General features: G+C 71.8%; 14 protein-coding genes. 5 read left to right on the top strand and 9 right to left on the bottom strand.

Going from position 1 to position 21,910, the window contains the following annotated elements:
* Window position 1: 1 nt before the first annotated feature.
* A complete protein-coding gene (locus H4W80_RS55095) occupies window positions 2-1,606 on the bottom strand; it encodes an SPFH domain-containing protein (protein ID WP_192792335.1) in 1,605 nt (534 codons plus the stop codon).
* A 156-nt stretch (window positions 1,607-1,762) separates the two neighbouring features.
* A complete protein-coding gene (locus H4W80_RS55090) occupies window positions 1,763-2,548 on the bottom strand; it encodes a class I SAM-dependent methyltransferase (protein WP_192792334.1) in 786 nt (261 codons plus the stop codon).
* A gap of 139 nt (window positions 2,549-2,687) precedes the next feature.
* On the opposite strand from H4W80_RS55090, the gene H4W80_RS55085 reads away from it, so the two are divergent.
* From H4W80_RS55085 to H4W80_RS55075, 3 genes are read left to right on the top strand one after another with little or no spacing between them, the layout of a single operon-like run.
* Window positions 2,688-3,740, top strand: a complete 1,053-nt coding sequence (locus tag H4W80_RS55085) for a hypothetical protein (RefSeq protein WP_225964210.1) — start codon at window positions 2,688-2,690, stop codon at window positions 3,738-3,740.
* A complete protein-coding gene (locus H4W80_RS55080; protein WP_192792333.1) occupies window positions 3,740-4,357 on the top strand; it encodes a hypothetical protein in 618 nt (205 codons plus the stop codon). The genes H4W80_RS55085 and H4W80_RS55080 overlap by 1 nt, the downstream gene beginning before the upstream one ends.
* 10 nt (window positions 4,358-4,367) lie before the next feature.
* On the top strand, window positions 4,368-5,192 hold the full coding sequence (locus H4W80_RS55075; RefSeq protein ID WP_192792332.1) for an inositol monophosphatase family protein: 825 nt from the start codon (window positions 4,368-4,370) through the stop codon (window positions 5,190-5,192).
* Here the strand turns inward: H4W80_RS55075 and H4W80_RS55070 are convergent, their stop codons facing one another.
* On the bottom strand, window positions 5,193-6,362 hold the full coding sequence (locus tag H4W80_RS55070; protein ID WP_192792331.1) for an ArsB/NhaD family transporter: 1,170 nt from the start codon (window positions 6,360-6,362) through the stop codon (window positions 5,193-5,195).
* 56 nt (window positions 6,363-6,418) lie between these two features.
* Between H4W80_RS55070 and H4W80_RS55065 the strand changes: the two genes are divergently transcribed.
* Window positions 6,419-11,986 carry a TIR domain-containing protein gene (locus H4W80_RS55065; protein WP_192792330.1) on the top strand — a complete coding sequence of 1,856 codons (5,568 nt, stop codon included), beginning with the start codon at window positions 6,419-6,421 and terminating at the stop codon, window positions 11,984-11,986.
* A gap of 91 nt (window positions 11,987-12,077) precedes the next feature.
* On the opposite strand, the gene coaE is transcribed toward H4W80_RS55065, so the two are convergent.
* Complete coding sequence (gene coaE, locus H4W80_RS55060; protein WP_192792329.1) at window positions 12,078-12,680, bottom strand: dephospho-CoA kinase; 603 nt, start codon at window positions 12,678-12,680, stop codon at window positions 12,078-12,080.
* A gap of 32 nt (window positions 12,681-12,712) precedes the next feature.
* On the opposite strand from coaE, the gene H4W80_RS55055 reads away from it, so the two are divergent.
* Complete coding sequence (locus tag H4W80_RS55055; protein ID WP_192792328.1) at window positions 12,713-13,399, top strand: Clp protease N-terminal domain-containing protein; 687 nt, start codon at window positions 12,713-12,715, stop codon at window positions 13,397-13,399.
* Here the strand turns inward: H4W80_RS55055 and H4W80_RS55050 are convergent.
* The 5 genes from H4W80_RS55050 to polA form a co-directional block, all read right to left on the bottom strand.
* Window positions 13,287-13,766 (bottom strand): GNAT family N-acetyltransferase, encoded by a 480-nt coding sequence (locus H4W80_RS55050; RefSeq protein ID WP_378525972.1) that lies wholly within the window; start codon window positions 13,764-13,766, stop codon window positions 13,287-13,289. The two genes, H4W80_RS55055 and H4W80_RS55050, sit on opposite strands and share 113 nt — an antisense overlap.
* Before the next feature lie 18 nt (window positions 13,767-13,784).
* Entirely contained in the window at window positions 13,785-15,371 is a 1,587-nt protein-coding gene (locus tag H4W80_RS55045; protein WP_192792327.1) for an alpha/beta fold hydrolase, read from the bottom strand.
* Window positions 15,372-16,312: 941 nt separating this feature from the next.
* Entirely contained in the window at window positions 16,313-17,800 is a 1,488-nt protein-coding gene (gene rpsA / locus H4W80_RS55040) for a 30S ribosomal protein S1 (protein WP_192792326.1), read from the bottom strand.
* A gap of 192 nt (window positions 17,801-17,992) precedes the next feature.
* Window positions 17,993-19,081, bottom strand: a complete 1,089-nt coding sequence (locus H4W80_RS55035) for a polysaccharide deacetylase family protein (protein ID WP_192792325.1) — start codon at window positions 19,079-19,081, stop codon at window positions 17,993-17,995.
* Between the two features lie 62 nt (window positions 19,082-19,143).
* Window positions 19,144-21,834 (bottom strand): DNA polymerase I, encoded by a 2,691-nt coding sequence (polA, locus tag H4W80_RS55030; protein ID WP_192792324.1) that lies wholly within the window; start codon window positions 21,832-21,834, stop codon window positions 19,144-19,146.
* Window positions 21,835-21,910 lie beyond the last annotated feature (76 nt).

Genomic DNA, 21,910 nt, shown 5'->3' with positions numbered 1-21,910 from the left:
GTCAGATCTCCCCCTTCCCGGGCAGCAGGCGTTCGACGGTGCGCTCCAGGTCCGCGTCGGGCTCCGGCGCCGCCTGGGGCTCGCTCACGTCGGCGGCGGCCTTCTTGAGCAGGGCGGCGATCTCGGCCTCGCGGCTCTGCACACGGAAGCCGATCTCGTCGAGCCTGGACCGGATGGCGGCCATGTCCTCGGCCGAGAACAGCGCCGCGTCCTTGCCGCCCACCAGTTGCTGGGCCAGGGCCAGGAAGTCGATGTCGGTCTGCTCGCCCACCTGCACGACCTGCGGCAGCCTGGTGGCGACGGACTCCAGCTTGGTCAGCAGGTCCTGCTGGAAGCGGTAGTCGAGGATCTCGGGCGCCTCCGCGGCCGACAGCGCCCTGATGTCCAGCGCCTGCGCCTCCAGGAGCGCGGCGTTGGCGTTGGCCGTGGACTCGGCCTCGACCAGGCGCTGCCTGGCCTGCGCGGTGGCCTGGTGGGTGGCGCGTTCGAGTGCGGTGTCCATGCGGGCCTGGTAGCCGGCGATCTCCGCCTGGATGGCGCTCAGCGTCTCCTGCAGCCCGGCCAGCTCCTTGACCAGGTCGCCCTCGTTCTGCTCCTTGCGCAGCTGCAGCTCGTACTCGTAGGTGTAGGCCTCCTTGGCGACCCTGACCATCTCGGGGGCGGCCAGGTCCATCCGGTATTCCTGGCTGGACGGCTCGGCGTGCGTGATGTTCACGTCGGTGAGCCGTACGGCGGGCAGGAACTGCTGGTTGAGGCTCTCCAGCATGCCGAGCGTGCTCTCGCCCACCAGGTCGTAGATCTCCTCGGCCCGCTGGGCGTAGATGAGGGAGCGGGTGACCTCGCTGATGGCGTTCTGGAGCTTGGACTGGAAGCCGCTGACCGAGCCGAGCACGAAGATGAACTCCGCCGGGTTCTCGATCCTGAACTGCAGGAACAGGTCCACGCTGGCCTTGACGCCCTGCTGCGTCGGCGCCTCGCTGATCGGCGCGTTGAACGGGTACTCGCGGGTGGTGTTGACGATGTAGCTGACCCGCTTCCACGGGTTGAACAGCGTCACCCGGCCCGGGTCCGCGATGTGCACCAGCTTGCCGAACTGGGTGATCAGGGCCTTGCAGCCCTCGGGCACCATCACCACGCTGCGCCGCCACCACAGGAACGCGGCCGCCAGCACCAGCACCACCCAGTAGTGCGGGCCGAAGATCAGATCGGTGTTCGGGATGACGTTGCCGAGCGCGCCGATCAGGCCGAGCACCACCAGGATGCCCAGCGGCACGATCACCTTCGCGGTGCTGCCCTTGGGGATCACCACCGGGGAGATGACGTGCATGCCGTTCTCGGTGAAGCTGCGGTTGACGATCTCGCCGGCCTCGTTCAGCGAGGCCGTCCTGGCCTCGATGGCCGTGCCGACCGACGCGCCGCCGTCGCGGGCCGCGGCGAAGTCGTGAGGGTTCAGCGCGAAGCCCCGGGCCTGGCCCGCGAGCTGCCCCGCCTGGTCGACGACCTGGCCCATGGCCTGCCCCATCGCCTGCCGCATGTCACCCCCTTGGGCAACCGCTTGGGCTATGCCCTGACCTGCCTGGATCAGTGCCTCTCTGGGTCGTGACATCGAACCTTCCTTTTCCGCTACAGGCGAATCCGACCGTATCGGGTGCGACTTAATGTTCGCTTGCAAGGCATGTCATAGCGCCCAGAGCGGAACGTGACCCGCAGGCAGCCGGCCGACGCGTTCCCCCAGATCGGGGACCGGTCGGCCTGACGGCGGTCAGGCGGCGGCGACGGCCAGGAGGTGACCGCTGACCCCCAGGAGCGACGGCTCCGACTCCAGCCTGCGGGCGGCTTCGAGCAGCAGCTCGCGCCGCTCGTCGTCGTCCAGCCAGTCGTCCACGTCGCCGTACAGCCAGAAGGCGCCCTCCAGGCCGTAGCGGTCGGGCCGCGGCAGCCCGGCGTCGGCGAACTCGCCCAGGATCTCCTCGGGGTCGTGGAGGTAGCCGCGGAACCCACCTGGCCTGGGCGAGATCATCACCCCGGTCTCCAGGCCCCGGTAGTCGGCCGTCCGATACTCCTCATCCACGAAGCCGCCGCGGTATACGCCGTCGTGCACGCTCGCGTACCGGCTGATGAAGGCCGCCACGACCGGCCCGCCCCCGCGCACTGCACGCCTGGCCTCGGCCAGGGCGCGGACGCGGTCGGCCCGTTCGGGCAGATGGTAGAGCGGGCCGAGCAGCAGCGCCGCGTCGGCGTGGCCGGAGGGGACGGGCAGGTCGCGGGCGTCGCCCAGGCGGGCGCTCACCCCGGGCAGCGCGGACGCCTCCCGTACGTGCAGCGGCACCGGGTCGATCAGCTCGACCTCGTACCCCTCCGCGGCCAGCCACTCGGCGTGCGCTCCGGTGCCCCCGCCCACGTCGAGCACCCGCGCGGGAGCCGGCGGCAGGACCCGGCGCAGCACGTCGCGCGTGCGCCAGTACTCCAGCCGGTTGCGCCCCCGCCGCAGCCTGGTCAGCTCGCCGCCCTGCTCGTAGTAGCCCAGGACCTCGGGATCCATGATCATGCGAGCCGATGCTACCGACGGGTCCCGGGCGGGTTCGAGCCAATAAAGGCTTCCTGGCTTTGGGTGTACTGGTGGTCGCTTGGCGCGGTCGTTACCATGACCTCGGGGACTGAATGATCGTCGAACGGCGGGGCGAGCGATGACACGGTTCGTGGCGGCGGTGAAGCAGGTCGCCCCATGGGCAGCGCAGAACGCCGACGGGGCCATCGCACTGGTGCTCGCGATCGTGATCGGCGTCGTGGGCGTCCTGCCCAACGAGGTCGTGCCCGACGACGTGCAGTCCCAGCTGGTCAACGCCGCGACCCTGGTCATCATGGCGCTGGTGGCCACCGCGCTGCTGCGCGACCGCGTGCGCCAGGCCCCGGTCGAGGAGACGATCACCTCGGGCGCGCTGGCCGAGCTGCCCGTGCGCCTGGCCCGGCTGCAGGAGATCGAGGCGCTGGTCGGCAGCACCCGCAAGGCCCTCGACGCCCTCCAGCTCGTACGGGTGCTGGGCAGCAGCCAGGAGATCGCCCAGTCGCACGCGGAGGCGCGCAAGGACACCCACCGGTGGAGCTTCAAGGGCGGCACCGGCACCTACCTGCGGGCGGTCACCCTGCCCGAGTGCGTCGCGGCGGCCCGCAGGGACAAGCGCCACCTCACGGTCAGGGTCGAGGTGATCGACCCGTCCAACGTGGAGGTGTGCGAGACCTACGCCCACTACCGCCGCTCGCTCTCGGACGCCCCCGACGGCACCGGCGAGACGTGGACGACCGACCGGGCCAGGAAGGAGTCGTACGCGACGATCCTGGCCGCCTTCTGGCACCGCCAGCGCTACGGCCTGCTCGACATCGCGGTGGGCCTGTCCTCGACGATGACCACGTTCCGCTGGGACGTGTCGGCCACCCGCCTGATCATGACGGTCGAGGACCCCAACAAGGCGATGACCGCGCTGGCCGGCACCTTCTACTACGAAAACTGCGACACCGAGCTGCGGCTCAGCTTCGAGCAGGCGCGGCGGGTGCCGCTGGAGATGTACAAGAAGGTGCCGTTGAGCGACGAGCCCACCATCGAGGAGGTTCAGGAGCTGTTCGAGCGCATCGGGATCCCCCTGCCCAAGGCGTACAACGGGCGTGACGTCGTCGACATCGCCCGCAAGGCGTTGCGGGCCATGGATCCCTATGGCGAGCCGCATGATCGAGCTGGTGTGTGATGAGCCATCATGGCGTCCACCAGCGGGTGCTCGGGGGCGAGGCCAGGGCCTGGGCGCTGGAGACGCTCTCGTCCGGCGGCCTGACGGCGGTGCGCCACCCGCTCGGGTTCGTCTGCCTGCCGCTGGAGCGCGACGGCGGCGAAGGCGTGTGCGTCCACCTGTGGTCCGACTCGTTCGCGCACGCCGAGAGCACCACCTCGCAGATCCACTGCCACAGCTGGGACCTGGTCAGCCACGTCCTCTACGGCCAGGTGCGCAACGTCCACGCAGTGGTCACCGACGCCGGCCGGGACGCCACGCACCGGGTCTTCGAGGTGGTCAGCGGGGCCGACGGCGACCGCATCTCCCCCACCGGGCGCACCGTGCGGCACGCGACGGGGCTGGTGGAGGTGTTCGGCCCCGGCGACACCTACACGCTGGCCGCCGACCGCTTCCACAGCAGCGTCGTGCCGGAGGGCGGCGAGGCGGCCACGATCGCGCTGGGGCGGGGCCGGCCCGGCAGCCGCGACCTGTCGCTCGGCCCGCTGGGCGGCGGGCCGCACCACGTGGCCAGGCAGCCGCTGGACGCCCGCGAGACCGAGCTGGCCGTACGTCTGATCACCGCTCACCTGACCTGAGAGGCATCCGATGGACCTGGATCACGCCCGCACGGTCGCCGTCGAAGCCGCCGAGGCCGCGGGGGCGCTGCTCCGGGAGGGCATGCGCGGCGCGGTCGGCGTCCGGGCCAAGGGCGAGGCGGGCGACGTGGTGACCGACCTCGACCTGGCCTCGGAGAAGCTGCTGCTGGAGCGCATCCTGACGGCGTACCCCTCGCACACGGTGATCGCCGAGGAGTCGGGGCTGGTGGGGGCCGCGGGCGGCGAGTGGACGTGGCTGGTCGACCCGCTCGACGGCACCAACAACGTGGCGATCGGCCTGCCCGCCTACGTGGTGGGCGTGGCGCTGTGCCGGGGCGGGCGTCCCGTGCTCGGCGTCGTGCACGACCCCGTCTCCGACCACACGTGGTCGGCCGTGCGCGGACGGGGCGCGCTGTCCGCTCCGGCGGGGTCGTCCTCGGGGGTACGCCTCGCGCCCCCGTACGCGCCGAGCCCGCACGGGCCCTTGCTGGCCTGGACCCAGGGCTACGGCGTGCGCAGGGACGACGCGACCGTGCGCGGGCTGCGCTCGGCGCTGGAGCTCAACGCGCGGCGGGTGCTGCAATTGTGGGCGCCGCTGCTGGCGTGGGCGATGCTGGCGCGCGGCGACATCGACGGCATCGTGGGCTACCGGGCCGAGGCGGTGGACCTGCCCGCGGGCGCGCTGCTGGCCCGGGAGGCCGGCATCGAGATCAGGGCGCTGGACGGCGGCCCGTTCGAGGAGTGCATCGACGGCACGGCCGACGACCGCAGCTTCGTCGCCGCGCATCCCCGGGCCGTCCCCGCGCTGCTCGCCGTCCTCGGGCTCGATGGCTGATCAGCTGAACCGCACCAGGGTCCACACGGTGGCGAGCAGCCCGGCCACGGCCAGTCCCGTGCCGGTGAGCAGGAAGCGGCGCATCGGGACCTTGACGTCGTGGCGGCGGCACGACTCGAACCACAGCAGCGTGGCCAGCGACGCCCACGGCGTGATGACCGGGGCCACGTTGGTGCCGGCCAGCAGGGCCAGCAGCTGGTCCTGGTCGGCGGCCGGGATGACGGTCTCGACGGCCTTGTAGGCGGGCAGGTTGTTGATGGTGTTGGAGAGCCCGGCCCCGACGGCGGCCGTGCGGTAGGGGTCGCCCTCCGTGCCGACCATCCAGGTCATCAGGTCGGACAGGCCGTGCCGGCTGAGCGTGGGCACCACCAGGAACAGCCCCGTCACGAAGATCACGAGCTGCCACGGGACGAGGCTCCAGGTCAGGCGGTCGCGGGCGCGTACCAGGAAGGCCGCCACGACGATCGCGGCCGCCGCCGTGGCGGCGATGGCGACGTGCGCCTTGAGCAGCAGCATCGCGATGAACAGCAGGCAGCCGGCCGCCGCGGCGCCGAACAGCACGCGGTCGGCCACCGGCTCCAGCAGCGGCGGGGTGTAGCGCAGGTCGCGCCGCTCGCCGCGACGCCAGTAGAACACCCACAGGAACACCATCGTCACCGCGATCGAGGCGAGCTGCGGGGCCCACATGCGGGCGGCGAACTCCTGCGCGTCCAGGCCGATCTTCTCCATGCCCAGGAGGTTGGTCAGGTTGGAGACGGGCAGCAGCAGGCTCGCGGTGTTGGCCAGCCAGATCGTGGTCATGGCCAGGGGGAGGGCGGCGATGCGGGCCCTGGGGGCGAGGGCGAGCATGACGGGGGTGAGCAGGACCGCCGTCGTGTCCAGATTCAGAAATATCGTGATAAATGACGCAAAGGCTGTGCAAAGAAAGAAAAGGGCGGCGTAGTTGCCGCGTCCGAGCACCGCCATCCGCGCCGCGATGGCGTCGAAGACCTGGGCTTCCTTGGTGAGCTCGGCCAGCACGATGATCGCGACCAGGAAGATCAGCAAGGGGCCGATCTCATGGAGGCTGGCGAGCGCGTCCTCCCACGGCAGCAACCCGGTCGCCACGAACACCACGCCGAGTATGAGCAGCCCGATCCTGATCAGGTCGAGCACGCCAAGACGCCACACCCGATAGATGATCCCACACGCTGAAAACCTGCGGTCGCACAGGGGATACTGGGCTCATGGCGCGTGACGGCAGGCCGACAGAGATCTTCGTCAGCTACTCCCCGGCCGACACGGCGTGGGCCACCTGGATAGCCTGGGAGCTCGAAGCGGCCGGCTACAAGACCATGATCCAGGAGTGGGACTTCGTCCCGGGCACCAACTTCATCGACTTCATGGACCGCGGGGTCAGCGAGGCGCAGCTGGTCGTGGCCGTGCTCTCGCGCAACTACCTGACCTCCCGCTACGGCCGGATGGAGTGGCAGGCCGCGCTGCGGGCCGACCCCGACAACCCCTCCAACAAGCTCGTCACGATCAGGCTGGAGGACGTCCAGCTCGAGGGCCTGCTGTCCACGATCACCTGGGTCGACCTGCTGGGCGTCACCGACCCCGGGCAGGCCAGGGCGCTGCTGCTGGGCCGGGTGCGGGAGGCGATGGCGGGCCGGGCCAAGCCGGCGGCGGCGCCCGCGTTCCCCGACGGCTCCAGGGTGCCGGCGCCGCCCCCGACGCTCCCGCCGCCGGGCGAGCGGGCCAGGGCGCGGCGCACGCCGGTGGCGGCGCCGAAGTTCCCCCCGACGGTGAGCGCCGACCGGGGCCGCGAGTCGATCAGCGTGCTGCACATCGGCGGCCCCAGGTTCGGCAGGGCGCTGCCCGATCCGGGCGAGCCGTTCACGCCCGAGGACATGCAGGCGCGCATCTGGGCGGATCTGACCGCCATGTACGACCGGGGCATGCCGCGCCCCGACCTCATGCTGGTCACCGGCGACCTGACGGAGTCGGGCAGCCTGGGGCAGTTCGGGCAGGCGACGCGGTTCGTGACCGACCTGCGGCTGCTGATCGGGCTGGAGCAGCACCGGCTGATCCTGCTGCCCGGGCCGCGTGACGTGACCAAGGCCGCCGCCAGCGCCTACTTCATGACCTGCGAGGCCGACGACGTGAGCCCGCAGCCTCCCTACTGGCCCAAGTGGCGGCACTTCGCCGGGCTGTTCGGCGAGGTCTACCAGGGGCTGGACGACCGGGTGTTCGACGGCGGGCAGCCGTGGACGCTGTTCGAGGTGCCCGATCTGAAGGTGGTCGTGGCGGGGCTCAACTCGACGATGGCGATGAGCCACCTCGAACGGGACGCCTACGCGCAGCTCGGGGAGGCGCAGGCGGCCTGGTTCGCCGAGCGGCTGCGGCCGTACGAGGAGGGCGCGTGGCTGCGGCTGGGCGCGATCGGGCACCCGCCGGGCGAGCTGCGGGACGCGCCCACGTTCGAGCGGCTGCTGACCCACCGGCTCAACCTGCTCTTCCACGGCGGGTCCGCCCACCGCGCCGAGGGCATGATCGCCGCGCCGCGCTCCGGGCGGCACCAGGTGGTCGAGATCACCCCCGACGGCCTGCGGCTCTGGCTGCCCGACGCGGCCGAGCCCGAGGCGGTCCCGCACCGGTGGAAGGCCGTGCGGGCCACGTTCACCGGCGAGAGCCCGGCCCCCGAGCCGCCCGCGCCCAAGCCGGACGAGCGCGCGCCGAGCCCGGTCGAGCTGCTGCTCGACCGGATCGCCGAGGTCTGCGAGGCCAGGCACGAGCGGGCCAGGATCCGCCGGTTCGACGCGCACCTCGTGGTCACCCACCCGGAGGACGGCTTCGTCCGCCAGCTGATGATCGGCGCGCACGTGGGCGAGCTGACCGAGGGCGCCGCCGACGGCTTCGCCCGCCAGGCGCACGCCACCGGCCTGACCGCCGAGCTGGTCTACCAGGGCCCGCCCGCCTCCCGCGCGGTCCGCGACGACCTGATGCGCAAGGGGGTGCGGCTGCGCACCTTCACCGAGTTCCAGGGGCTGCTCGACCTGACCGGCTACGTCGCCGAGCAGACGGCCAGGCTGACGGCCGACCGCCGCTACCCGCCCGACCTGTACGTGCCGCAGCGCTACCGCGAGCTCGACCGCCACGGCGGCCAGGTCAAGCAGGGCCTGACGGACGAGCTGATGCGGCTGCTGGCCACCGACCACGGCAGGTTCCTGCTGCTGCTCGGCGACTTCGGCCACGGCAAGACGTTCGCGCTGCGGGAGCTGGCCCGGCGCATCCCGGTCGAGCTGCCGCACCTGACGCCGATCCTGATCGAGCTGCGCGCCCTGGACAAGGCGCACTCCGTGGACGCGCTGGTGGCGGCCCACCTGGCCGGGCACGGCGAGGAGTTCATCGACCTCAAGGCGTTCCGCTACCTGCTCAGGCAGGGGCGCATCGTGCTGCTGTTCGACGGGTTCGACGAGCTGGTGACCCGGCTGACGTTCGACCGGGCGGCCGATCACCTGGCCACGCTGCTGGCGGCGGCCGAGGACAAGGCCAAGATCGTGGTCGCCAGCCGCACGCAGCACTTCAAGTCGCACAGCCAGGTGCTGACCTCGCTCGGCGAGATGGTGGGGGTGCTGCCGCAGCGGCGGGTGCTCAGCGTGGAGGACTTCACGCACGACCAGATCCGCTCCTACCTGGCCAACCGGTTCGACGACGGCGACGAGGCCGGCGCGCGCATGTCGCTGATGGGCGAGATCAAGGACCTGCTGGCGCTGGCCCAGAACCCGCGCATGCTGACCTTCATCGCCGACCTCGACGCCGACCGGCTGCGCACGGTGGCCGGCGCCCGCCACACGATCAGCCCCGCGCTGCTGTACGACGAGATCCTCAGCTCCTGGCTGGCCTTCGAGGAGCGGCGGGCCAGGATCCCCGGCTCGGCCACCGCGTTGACCGTCGACGAGCTGTGGCAGGCGGTGACGGCGCTGGCGATGCGGCTGTGGGACACCGGCGAGTCGCTGCTGGGCGTGGACGAGCTGACCGAGATCGGCGAGACGCTGACCGATCTGTCCGACGGGCAACTGTCGGCGGCGCACGCGGCGTACCGGATGGGCTCGGGCAGCCTGCTGGTGCGGACCGAGGACGGGATGTTCGGGTTCATCCACGCGTCCGTGATGGAGTGGCTGATCGCCCGCCACATCGCCCTCGACAACTTCGCGCTGCTGTCGCGCAGGCCGCTGTCGGCGCTGACCGTGGAGTTCCTGTGCGACCTGGCCGACGTACGCGCGCTGCACGCGTGGGCGGCCGACCCGCCGGGCGACGACGTGTCCAGGGCCAACGCGGTCAAGATCTCGGCCAGGCTGCGCACCCCCGCCCGGGCCGACCTGCGCGGCGCCAACCTGAAGGGCGAGGACCTGTCAGCCAGGGACCTGAGCGACGTCGACCTCACCGGCGCCGACCTGTCCGAGGCCACCCTGGCGGGCACCAACCTGTCCAGGGCCACCCTGCGCGAGGCCAGGCTGACCGGGGCGCGGCTCGACGGCGCCACGCTGACCGGGGCCGACCTGACCGGCGCCGACCTGTCGGGGGCGCGGCTGGCGCGGGTGGACCTGAGCGACGCGGCGGTCGAGGGCGCCCGCTGGCACCGGGCCTCGCTGATCGACGTGACCGGCACGCTGCCCCACCTGCCCGGCGCGGCGGTGGTGCCGGGCCGGCCGGTGGAGGTCGAGTTCGCCCCGGCCGGCATCGGCGTCCCGTACGGCTACCACTTCCAGACCAGCCGCCTGCCCGAGCCCATCGCCTACAGCCCCGACGGCTCCACGATCGCGATCGGCAACGAGGACGGCGGCGTGCTGCTCTGCGTCGGCGGCGCCCCCGTGCGCACGCTGCAGGGGCACCGGGGCCGCGTCTACGCGGTCACGTTCGCCCGCGCCCGCGACCTGCTGGCCACGGGCGCGAGCGACGGAGCCGTCCTGCTCTGGGACTCCCTCACCGGCGAGCGCCTGCACGCGCTCAAGGGCCACGCCGACGGCGTCTGGCCGGTACGCCTCAGCCCGTCCGGCGACCTGGTGGCGGCCGGGGGCGGCGACGGCATCGTCCGCGTGTGGGACACCGCCACCGGGCAGCTCGCGCACGCGCTCGAAGGGCACCAGGCGCCGATCTACACGGCGTCGTTCGGCCACTCGGTGCTGGTGACGGGCGACGCGGCCGGCGTCGTACGCGTCTGGGACCTGGCGTCCGGCCAGGTGAAGGAGACGCTCGACGGCCATCGCGGCAGCGTCTACCGCGCCGTGCACAGCCCGGACCGCCGCCTGCTGGCCACCGGCGACGAGGCGGGCACCGTCAGGCTGTGGGACACCGCCACGTGGCAGCCGCTGCACGTGCTGAGCGGGCACGCGGGCAGCATCTACTGCGTGGCGTTCTCGCCCGACGGCTCGCTGCTGGCCACCGGCGACACGGCGGGCGCCGTACGCCTGTGGGAGCCCTCGGGAGAGTCCCGGGGCGTGCACACCACGCACGCGGCGGCCGTCTACCAGGTGACCTTCAGCCCCGACGGGCAGGCGCTGGCCAGCGGCGACTCGGGCGGCGTGCTGCGGCTCCAGCCGGTCGGCGGCGGCCAGCGGGTCGAGCTGACGGGCCACCGCAGCTCGGTCTGGCCGTTCGCGTTCCGCCCCGACGGCCAGCAGATCGCCACCAGCAGCAACGACGGCACCGTACGCCTGTGGGACCCGAGCTCCGGCAAGTGCCAGCGGGTGCTGCGCGGCCACGGGCGGCGCATATCGTCCGTCAGGTTCAGCGCCGACGGCTCGATGCTGGCGACCAGCGGCAACGACGGCGTCGTACGCGTGTGGGAGCCGCGTACGGGACGGCGGCTGCGCGAGTTCACCGGCACGGCCGACCGGCTCATCTCGGCCCTGTTCTCCCCCGCCGGGCCCGTGCTGGCCACCTCCAGCAACGACGGCGGCGTGCACTTCTGGAACGCCGCCACCGGCGACTACGAGCGCGAGCTGAGCGCCGAGACCGACCACGTCTGGGCCGAGGCGTTCAGCCCCGACGGCCTCCTGCTGGCCACGGCCAACGACGACGACAGCGTCAAGATCTGGTACCGCCCGACCGGGCGGCTGGCGGGCCACCTGGCCGACCACCGGGGGCGGGTGCGCTCGATCGCGTTCAGCCCCGACGGCGAGTACGTGGCCACGGGCTGCGACGACCGGCTCGTGCGCCTGTGGCACGTGGCCTCCGGCGGCCGGGTCGCCACGCTCAAGGGACACACCGACCGGGTCTACTCGGTGGTCTTCTCCCCCGACGGCCGCCACCTGGCCAGCGCCGGCAACGACGGCCGGGCCATGGTGTGGGAGCTGCGCCCCGGACAGCCGTGGCAGCCGCGCCTGGTGCACGAGCTCTGGCACGAGGGGCGGCTGTGGAGCCTGGCGTTCGACGCGACGGGCGAGCGCCTGGCCACGGGCGGCGACGACCTGGTGGTACGGGTCTGGGACACCGCGACTGGGCGGCCGCGGCACACGCTGGCCGGGCACGCCCGCCGGGTGTGGTCGGTGGCCTTCAGCCCCGTCGCCGACCTGCTGGCCAGCGCGGGCGACGACGGCGTGGTGATCCTCTGGGAGGGCGGCGAGCGGCGGGCCACCCTGCTCGGGCTGGCCGAGGGGTGGGCGGCGCTGGCGCCCGACGGGCGCTACAAGGTCCACGGCGAGCCGGCCGGGCAGTTCTGGCACGTGATCGGGATGTCCCGATTCGAGCTGGGCGAGCTCGACCCCTACCTGCCGGGCGTGCGGCAGCTGCCGCTCGACTCGCCCTTCTGAGCCCGGGTCTCGCCCTTCTGAGCCCGGGTCTCGCCCCTCTGAGCCCGGGTCTCGCCCCTCTGAACCCGGGTCTCGCCCCTCTGAACCCGGGTCAGCCGCGGGCCGCGCGCCTCGTGAGCTCCTCCCAGACCTCGTCCACCCGGGCGTCCAGCTCGGCCATCGAGCCCTCGTTGGGGATCACGATGTCGGCCACCGCCAGCCGGTCCTCGCGGGAGGCCTGGGCGGCGATGCGGGCCTTGGCGTCGGCCTCCGGCATGCCCCGGTGCTCGGCCAGGCGCCGGATGCGGGTCTCGTCGTCCGCGTCGACGACGATGACGACGTCGTACATGGGGGCCAGGTGGTTCTCCGCCAGCAGCGGCACGTCGTAGACGGTGATCGCGTCGTCGGCCGCCCGGCTCTGCAGCTCCGCCACCCGCTCCCCCACCAGCGGGTGGACGATCGCGTTGAGCGCGGCGAGCCGCTCGGGGTCGGCGAAGACGACGGAGCCGAGCTTCTCCCTGTCGAGCGAGCCGTCGGGGCGCAGCACGCCCTCCCCGAACGCGGCCACCACCCTGGCCAGCCCCGGCGTGCCGGGCTCCACCACCTCGCGGGCGATCCTGTCGGCGTCGATCACGACGGCGCCCTTGGCCGCGAGCCGCTTCGACACCTCGCTCTTGCCCGATCCGATACCGCCTGTGAGCCCAGTCTTCAACACGGGAAAAAGCCTACGGGGTCATCATCGTAAGCATGAAGACGACGATCGTACGGGCCGCGCACGAGCAGGCCGCGGCCGTCGGGGACGACTGGGTGGGGCCGCAACACGTCGTGCTCGCCCTGCTGGCCGGCGAGTCCCTGGCCGCGCGGGTGCTGGCCGAGGCGGGGCTGGACCGCGCGCACGCGCTCGCGTGCCTGCCGCACCACGCCAGGCCCGCGCACGGGGCGGGCGGCTTCGCCAACCCCGCCTTCTACAAGCTGTACGGCATCGCGACCGGCCTGGCGCTGGCCGCGGGCCACCGGCAGGCGGAGCCGGAGCACTGGCTCCTGGCCCTGGCCTACGACGTCGAGGAGGACCGGGGGCCGACGCCGCTGCACCTGTTCGGGGTGGACCCGGCGGCGGTGGCCGGGGCGCTGCGCGCGCACGGGGTGCGGACACCGCCGCTCGACCCGCCCGTACACGTGCCGTGGCGGGGCCGCCACCAGGTCATCGTGCCCGCCGCCGCCCTCCAGGGCGTGCTCGACCGGCTCGACGCCGAGCACCCGGCGGGCTCGGAGTGGCGCTGGGAATGGAACTGGGTGGACGACGACCTGGGCCGCGTCATGATCACGGCTGAGGAAGGGATCGATCTGGCCGCATACGCAGGTGGATCAGCGTCAGGTGATCGTCCATCCGCTCCCGGCTCGTCTCCCGATAGCCCAGACGGCGGTAGAGCTTGAGGTTGGCCTCTGACAGGTGCCCCGTGAACAGGTCGAACGCCTCCGCCTCCGGCACCGCCTCGTGCAGGGCCGTCAGCAGCGCCGTGCCGATGCCCCGGCCCTGGTGGTCTGGCGCCACGACCAGGCGGCCGACCAGGCACGTCGTGCCGGACACCTGCCCGCGCACCGCCCCGATCACGCGGCCGGCGTCGAGCGCCTTGAGCACGACGGCGCCCTCGATGACCTTGCGGACCTGCTCCAGCGACTCGATGAGCGGCGGGATGTACGGGTCGCCGTACAGCTGGGCCTCGCTCACGTAGGCCGCCCGCTGCACGGTGAGGATCTCGCCCGCGTCCGCCGTGGTCGCCCGTTCGATCAGCACGCGCAGCACCCTATCGTCCGCTCCTCACCGATACATGCTCGCCGTGAGCTCGCCGGGGCAGCCGGTGCCCTCCTGCGGCAGCGTCCCGTTGACGAGGTAGTCGTGCACGTGCGTGCGCAGGCAGGCGGCGCGGAGCCTGTTGACCCCCTGGAGCAGGTACGCGTCGCGCCCGTCGCCGTGCGACAGCATGACCGCCCCGGGGATGCTGCCCGCCGGCCGGGCGCCGGTGTCCAGCCGGCCGATCCCGACCAGGACCGTGGGGCCGTGACGCGGGGCCGGCACGTGCGGGGGCCAGCTCGGGGCGCCCTTGCGCGGAATGCCCAGGCATCGGGCGACCTCGTACCGGCCGCTCACCCATCCCACGCGCGGCGCCACCTCGCGCAGGCGCGTCTCCATCGCGAGGAAGCGCCGGTAGGCGGGCACGGCGGGCATGAAGTCGTGGCACAGCATGGCCCCCGACACGCTCGCGGGCGGCCCCGACGCGCTCACGGCAACCGACGCGCTCAGGGCAAGCGCCTCGGTCGCCGCGGCCAAGCCTGCCGCCGCGGCCGCAGGCTTGGCCGCGGCGGCAGGCTTGGCCGCGTCGCCTTCCCTGGCCTCGGAGGCCATCGCCGCCAGCCTGGTGGTCGCGTCATCCTCCCCGGCCTCGGACGCCATCGCCGCCAGCCTGGTCGCGTCCCCCTCCCTGGCCTCGGACATGGCCCGGGCCAGCTCCGGCCAGTGCCCCGGGGCCAGCCCGGCGTGGACGGCCGCCGCCAGGTGCCGGGCGTTCACCGTACGCCCGGGGCCCGCGTGCAGGGGCGTGCGGCGGGTCAGCGCGTCGTAGACCTTCACGGCGTCGGCGGCGGCGAGCGGGCACCCCAGGTGCCGGCGGCACCAGTCGCGGAAGGAGAACAACTGCCGCTCGGCCGCCCGGGCCTGCGTGATCAGCCGCTGCGCCAGGTCGGGCTCGGTGTGGTCGGGCCCGCCTTCCAGGTACATCCGCCCGACCCGGTGCGGGAACAGCTCCATGTACGCCTGCCCGTACACGGCCCCGTAGGAGGAGCCGAAGTACCGCAGCCGGGGCTCCCCCAGCTCGGCGCGCAGGGCGTCGAGGTCGTGGGCGACCTGCCAGGACGTGAGCCCGTCGTAGGCGGGTCCGGCGGCGGCGCGGCAGCTCCTGTCGTAGGCGGCGTTGTCGCGGGCGTAGGAGCGCCACCCGGCCCGTCCCTGGGCGAGGACGAGGCGCAGCGGGTCGGGCTGCGCCACCACGCATTGGACGGCGGCCGCGCTCCCCCGGTCGCCGAGCCCGCGCGGCTCGACGAGCACCACGTCGAACCACCGGGTCAGCTCGCTCACACCTTCCGGCTGGGCGCGCACGGCCTGGACGGTGGAGGCCGCACCGGTGTTCACCACCAGGTAGCCGCGGCTGTGCTGCGGGTCCTGCGCGGGCATCCTCGCCAGGTCGATCTCGGTACGGGGGCCGTGCGGCCTGGCCCAGTCGACGGGCACGGACAGCTTGGCGCACTGCAACCCGTCGCCGCAGTCCTGCCACTGGGGAACGGCCGCGCCCTTCACCGCCGGCGAAGCGGTGGCCGCGGCCGCCATCGCGACTGCGGCAAGGATGATCACCCGCTGAACCATGCCCAATGCGTCGCCCCTGGGAATCGATCGTGGTGTCAACAGCGCAGGTCAGTCTGTCAGCGCCGATCGCCGCGAGCGGCGGGCTCGCCAACACCCAAAGTAAAATCTGCGCCCCCTCACTGGCTCATCCGAAAAGCCGCCCCCCATACGCCCATAGCGCCACACCCCACGGCAACACCCGCCCATGGGGCCGCCCGCACACAACAACGCCCACCCACGGGGCCACCCGCACACCACCGCCCACCCACGGGTTCGCCCGCACACCACCGCCCGCGCACAGCAACGCCCGCCCACGGGGCCGCCCACAGGTCGCCGCCGGCCTGAGACCTGGCCCAGCACCACCGCCCACCCACAGGACCGCCCGCACGCCGCCGCCCACCCACAGGACCGCCCACACGCCGCCGCCTGCGCACAACAACGCCCGCCCACGGGGCCGCTCCCGCATAGCGCCGCGCCTGCCCGGCAGCGCTCTCCCGGGGAGCGCCGCCCCCCTCAGCACCCCCATGGCGCCCGCCGACGACCGCCCCGCGCCACGGGCCCGCCCTCGGCACCGCACACCAACGGCGCGGCTGCGACGCCTCCGCGCGGGCCTCTGTGGCACGGTGCCAGCGGAGCGCCGCGGCCCCACGGAATCGGACCTACGGAATCGCACCCACGGAATCGGACTCACGGAGGCAGGCCCACGGAATCGGACTGATGGAATCGGACCCAGGGAGGCGGGCGCGCCAGTTGGGCACACGGAGACCGGAGTCCACAGCAGCGGCAGGTCCTGGTGCCGTGGAGCGCCCGCTGCCAAGAGGCGGGCATCGGCGGCCGTCCGAGAACCCCTGGCGCGCAACGCTCGAAGGGGCAGGCATGCGGAAGGCCCCGCACCGCGAACGGTACGGGGCCTTCCGGAGTTAAGGCTGTGCCTCAGCTGGACCCGAGGGTCAGCTCTGGCCGCCCGCGAGCTTCTCGCGCAGAGCCGCGAGCGCCTCGTCAGAGGCGAGCGCGCCGCTGGCCGGGGCCGACGAGGAGGAGGAGCCGCCGGCCGGAGCCTGCGTCTCACCGCTGTAGGACGAGGGAGCGGCCTCGCCGGCCTCCGCCTCGGCCTTGCGGGCCTCCTCGATCTGCTTCCGGTGAGCCTCGAAGCGCGTCTGGGCCTCGGCGTACTGCCGCTCCCACTCCTCGCGCTGCTTGTCGAAGCCCTCGAGCCACTCCCCGGTCTCCGGGTCGAAGCCCTCGGGGTAGATGTAGTTGCCCTGGTCGTCGTACGTGGCCGCCATGCCGTACAGGGTCGGGTCGAACTCGACCTCGGCCCCGACGCCCTCGTTGGCCTGCTTCAGCGAGAGGCTGATGCGGCGACGGTCGAGGTCGATGTCGATGATCTTGACGAAGATCTCGTCGCCGACCTGGACGACCTGCTCCGGGATCTCCACGTGGCGCTCGGCCAGCTCGGAGATGTGGACCAGGCCCTCGATGCCCTCCTCGACCCGGACGAACGCGCCGAACGGCACCAGCTTGGTGACGCGGCCCGGAACGACCTGGCCGATCTGGTGGGTGCGGGCGAACTGCTGCCACGGGTCTTCCTGGGTCGCCTTGAGCGACAGGGAGACGCGCTCGCGCTCCATGTCGACGTCGAGGACCTCGACCGTGACCTCCTGGCCGACCTCGACAACCTCGGAGGGGTGGTCGATGTGCTTCCAGGACAGCTCGGACACGTGGACCAGGCCGTCGACCCCACCGAGGTCGACGAAGGCGCCGAAGTTGACGATCGAGGAGACGACGCCCTTGCGGACCTGACCCTTCTGGAGGGTGTTGAGGAACGTCTGGCGAACCTCGGACTGCGTCTGCTCGAGCCAGGCGCGGCGCGACAGAACCACGTTGTTGCGGTTCTTGTCGAGCTCGATGATCTTGGCTTCGAGCTCGCGGCCGACGTACGGCTGCAGGTCGCGGACGCGGCGCATCTCCACGAGGGACGCCGGCAGGAAGCCCCGCAGGCCGATGTCGAGGATGAGACCACCCTTGACGACCTCGATGACGGTGCCGGTGACGATGCCGTCCTCGTCCTTGATCTTCTCGATCGTGCCCCAGGCGCGCTCGTACTGCGCGCGCTTCTTGGACAGGATCAGGCGGCCCTCTTTGTCCTCCTTCTGAAGGACCAGGGCTTCGACGTGCTCTCCCACTTCCACGACGTCAGCAGGGTCGACATCGTGCTTGATGGAAAGCTCACGCGAGGGGATGACACCCTCGGTCTTGTAGCCGATATCGAGAAGAACCTCGTCTCGATCGACCTTGACGACGGTGCCCTCGACGATGTCGCCGTCGTTGAAGTACTTGATGGTCTCGTCGATCGCCGCGAGGAAGGCTTCCTCGGACCCGATGTCGTTGACCGCTACCTGCGGGGTGCTCGAGGTGGCCTCAGTGCTGGACGTCATGTGTGGAATTGCTCCGAACGCGGACAGGATGTCGATGTGGCGGATGCGCGGCAGGCCCTCTTCCGCATCAAGCCGAGGAATTACGACATCGACGTGACCGAGCGCGAGCCCGCTCCGTCTGAGGCGCGCGCGAGCCCACAGCGCAGCGATCAGCATATGAGACCATCGCAACGAGGTCAATCCGGGGAGCAATCAATACGCGATGACCTGCAGTCCGCGCTTGGCGTCGATTTTACCTCGCAGTTTCTCCGGTATGGAGATGCGGGCCGGGTCGCCGTCGGAGACATAGCGCTCGCCTGGGTGCTTGTCCAGCCATTCCAGCCAGTACTGCGAGCACCACTTGCGGCACTCGCCCTTCTTGCCGTTGCTCTGGATGCGCTGGATGGCTCCCCGGTCGAATTTTTTCGCGTACGGCGAAAGCGACGGCTCCGCGCCCGCGAGGAACACGCCCGCGAAATCATACCGGGTGCCGTCCCAGGACCCGGTACGGGCGAGCTTCTTCGACCGGGGCATGGACCCGAACGGCAGGGCCATCGTCCGCGACTCCGGCACGCCGAGCTTCTTGAGCAGGCGTTCGATCCGGACGATCTGCTCGCGGACCTTCTTCTTGCGCAGCACGCGCAGGTTGGGGTGGTTCCAGGTGTGGTTGGCCACCTCGTACCCGTGGTCGACCAGCCACTTGACGGCGGTTTCCTGGGACTCCCGGTCGGTCAGCCCGAACGGCTCCCTGTTGATCCAGAAGGTGGCGACCGGCCGGAACCCCGGATATTTCCCGGCCACCTCCTGGAGGACGGCCACGGCCGTGCCGGCCTTGGGGTTGCCGTTCGCGTCGAGCGCGAAGTGGCTCGGGTGCCCGTCGTCGAACGTCAGCACGACCGGGAACTTCCCCGCCGGCACCTTGATGTCGCCGGTGGCGAAGTCTCTGGCGGTGATCGGCACGTAGCCCTGCTTGGCCAGCTTCTCCAGCTCTTTCCTGAGCTGGTCGGGCGTCCTGTCGATCGAGGCCAGGCGCTTGGGGAGGATCCGGTGGTACATCAGGACCGGCACCAGCCCGGCCTCGTTGGCGTGCACCTGCCGGGCGAACTCGGGCGTGGCCACGACCCCGGGCGGCTCGCCCACCGGCGTCTGGCTCGGCGGCGTGACGCTGCCCTGGACCTTGGCCACGTCCTTCGGCTCGGCGTGGGGGCGCTGCTCGGACGGTAAGAGGCTCAGGCCGACGAGGGCCACCGCCACCACCGCCACGTTGGCGATGCCGATGATCCGCGTGAGGGACGCTGACATCCGCACAGAGCTCCTGGCCGCCTGGTGAAATTTCCTCCAGGTTAGTCGAAAGAGATGATCAGTCAGTGCCCGGCGTCCTCCCACGTACGCCCGACGCCCACGGAGACCTCCAGCGGGACGCGCAGGTGGTAGGCGGCGTTCATCTGGTCGCACACGAGCTGCCTGAGCTGCTCCAGCTCCCCTGGCGCGACCTCGAAGACCAGCTCGTCGTGGACCTGCAGCAGCATCCTGGAGGCCAGCTTCTCCTCGCGGATGGCCTGGTGGACGTTGAGCATGGCGACCTTGATGATGTCGGCGGCCGAGCCCTGGATGGGGGCGTTGAGCGCCATCCGCTCGGCCATCTCGCGACGCTGGCGGTTGTCGCTGGTGAGGTCGGGCAGGTAGCGGCGGCGGCCCATGATCGTCTCGGTGTAGCCGTCGGTGCGCGCCTGCTGGACGATGGCCTGCAGGAAGTCGCGCACGCCGCCGAACTCGGTGAAGTATTCCTCCTTCAGGGCCCGCGCCTCCGAGACCGGGATGTTGAGCTGGCCGGACAGCCCGAAGTCGGACAGGCCGTAGGCCAGGCCGTAGTTCATGGCCTTGATGCGGGCCCGCAGCTCGCCGTCGATCTGCTCGGGCGGCAGGTCGAACACGCGCGCGGCGGTGGCCTGGTGGAAGTCGTGGCCCGACTCGAACGCCGCGATCAGCGACTCGTCGCCCGACAGGTGGGCCATGATGCGCAGCTCGATCTGGCTGTAGTCGGCCGTCAGCAGCGTCTCGTAGCCTTCGCCGACCACGAAGCCCTGCCGGATGCGGCGGCCCTCGGCGGTGCGGATCGGGATGTTCTGCAGGTTGGGCTTCTCGGAGGACAGGCGGCCGGTGGCGGCGATGATCTGGTTGAAGGTGGTGTGGATGCGCCCGTCGTCGGAGATCTCCTTGATCAGGCCCTCGACGGTGGTGCGCAGCTTCTGCTGGTCGCGGTGGCGCAGCATGATCGTCGGCAGCTCGTGCTCGGTCTGCGTGGCCAGCCAGGCGAGCTGGTCGGCGTCGGTGCTGTAGCCGGTCTTGATCTTCTTCGTCTTGGGGAGGTTGAGCCGGACGAAGAGGATCTCCTGCAGCTGCTTGGGCGAGCCCAGGTTGAACTGCTCGCCGACGGAGCGGTGGGCCTCCTCCACGGCGTGCTTGACCGCGGCCCCGAACTCGGCCTCCAGGCCCGCGAAGTATTGGCCGTCGACGGCGATGCCCGCCCGCTCCAGCTCGGCCAGCACGGTCAGCAGGGGCAGCTCGACGTCGGCCAGGAGCTGGGTGCCGCCGCGCCCGGCCAGGAAGGTCTCCAGGGAGTCGGCCAGCTCGCGCACGGCGTGGGCGCGCAGCGCGAGGTCCTTGGCCGGGGCGTCCTCGTCGTCGCCGAACAGCGCGGCCTGCCCGGTGGACTCCTCCTCGGCCCGCAGGTCGCGGTGGAGGTAGCGCCTGGCGAGGTCCTCGAGCGCGAAGGTGCGCTGCCCCGGCATCGCCAGATAGGCCGCCAGCGCGGTGTCGCAGCTCAGGCCGCGCAGGTCCAGGCCCTGCGCCCAGAGCGCCAGGATGGGCCCCTTGGCGTCGTGGACGGCCTTGGGCCTGCCCTCGTCGCCCAGCCAGGCCCGCAGGGCCGCCTCGTCGGCCTCGGTGAGCTTGACGGGGTCGATGTGGGCGGCGGTGCCGTCGGGCGAGGCGATGGCGATGCCGTCGATGCGGCCGGTGCCGCTGCCGTAGGCGCCCTTGAAGGCCAGCCCGGCCCGGCCCGCGGGCATCGCCGACAGCCAGCCGGCCACCCGGTCGGGGCCGAGCAGCACGGTCTCGACCTCGAAGCCCTGCTCGGGCTCCTGCTCGCCGCTGCCGAGCACCTTGAAGACGCGCTCGCGCAGCTCGCCGCGGATCTGCAGGGAGTCGAACAGCTTGTTGATCTCCTCGCGGTCCCACGTGCCCTGCGTGAGGTCGCCGAGGTCGACGTCGAGCGGGACGTCGCGCAGCAGCTCGGTCAGGCGCCGGTTCATCAGCACCTGGGCGACGTGCTCGCGCAGCTTGTCGCCGACCTTGCCCTTGACCTCGTCGACCCGGTCGACCAGCGCGGTCAGCGAGCCGAACTCGCGCACCCACTTGGCGGCGGTCTTCTCGCCCACGCTCGGGATGCTCAGCAGGTTGTCGCTGGGGTCGCCGCGCAGGGCGGCGAAGTCGGGATACTGCTGCGGCGTCAGGCCGTACTTCTCGACCACGGCGTCGGGCGTGAACCTGGTCATGTCGCTGATGCCGCGCCGGGTCATCAGGACGGTGACGCGCTCGTTGACCAGCTGCAGCGCGTCGCGGTCGCCCGTGACGATCAGGACGTCCATGCCCTCGCCGTCGGCGCGGGTGGCGAGCGTGGCGATGAGGTCGTCGGCCTCGAAGCCCGCCTTGGACAGGCGCGGGATGCGCAGGATGTCGAGCAGCTCGTAGATGAGCTGCATCTGACCGCGGAAGTCCTCCGGCGTCTCGCTCCGGTTGGCCTTGTAGTCGGAGTAGGCCTCGTGGCGGAACGTCGGCTCCGACCTGTCGAAGGCGACCGCCACGTGGGTCGGCTGCTCGTCGCGCAGGACATTGGTCAGCATCGAGGTGAACCCGTAGACCGCCTCGGTGTGCTGACCATCGGTGGTCATCAGGTTGGCGTCCTTGAGCGCGTAGAAAGCGCGGTAGGCCAGGGAATGCCCGTCAAGCAGCAACAGGCGCGGGCGGCTGGGGGTCACTTCACTCTTCGGCACACCCGCAGCCTAGTCTGCGTCTGCGACAGAAAACCTGAGCTCGAAAGAGTGGAGACGTCCCTTTGACGCAGACCAA

Source organism: Nonomuraea angiospora, assembly GCF_014873145.1.
In the GTDB taxonomy this organism is placed as follows: Bacteria; Actinomycetota; Actinomycetes; order Streptosporangiales; family Streptosporangiaceae; genus Nonomuraea; species Nonomuraea angiospora.
This window is presented reverse-complemented; position numbering and strand designations above follow the sequence as displayed.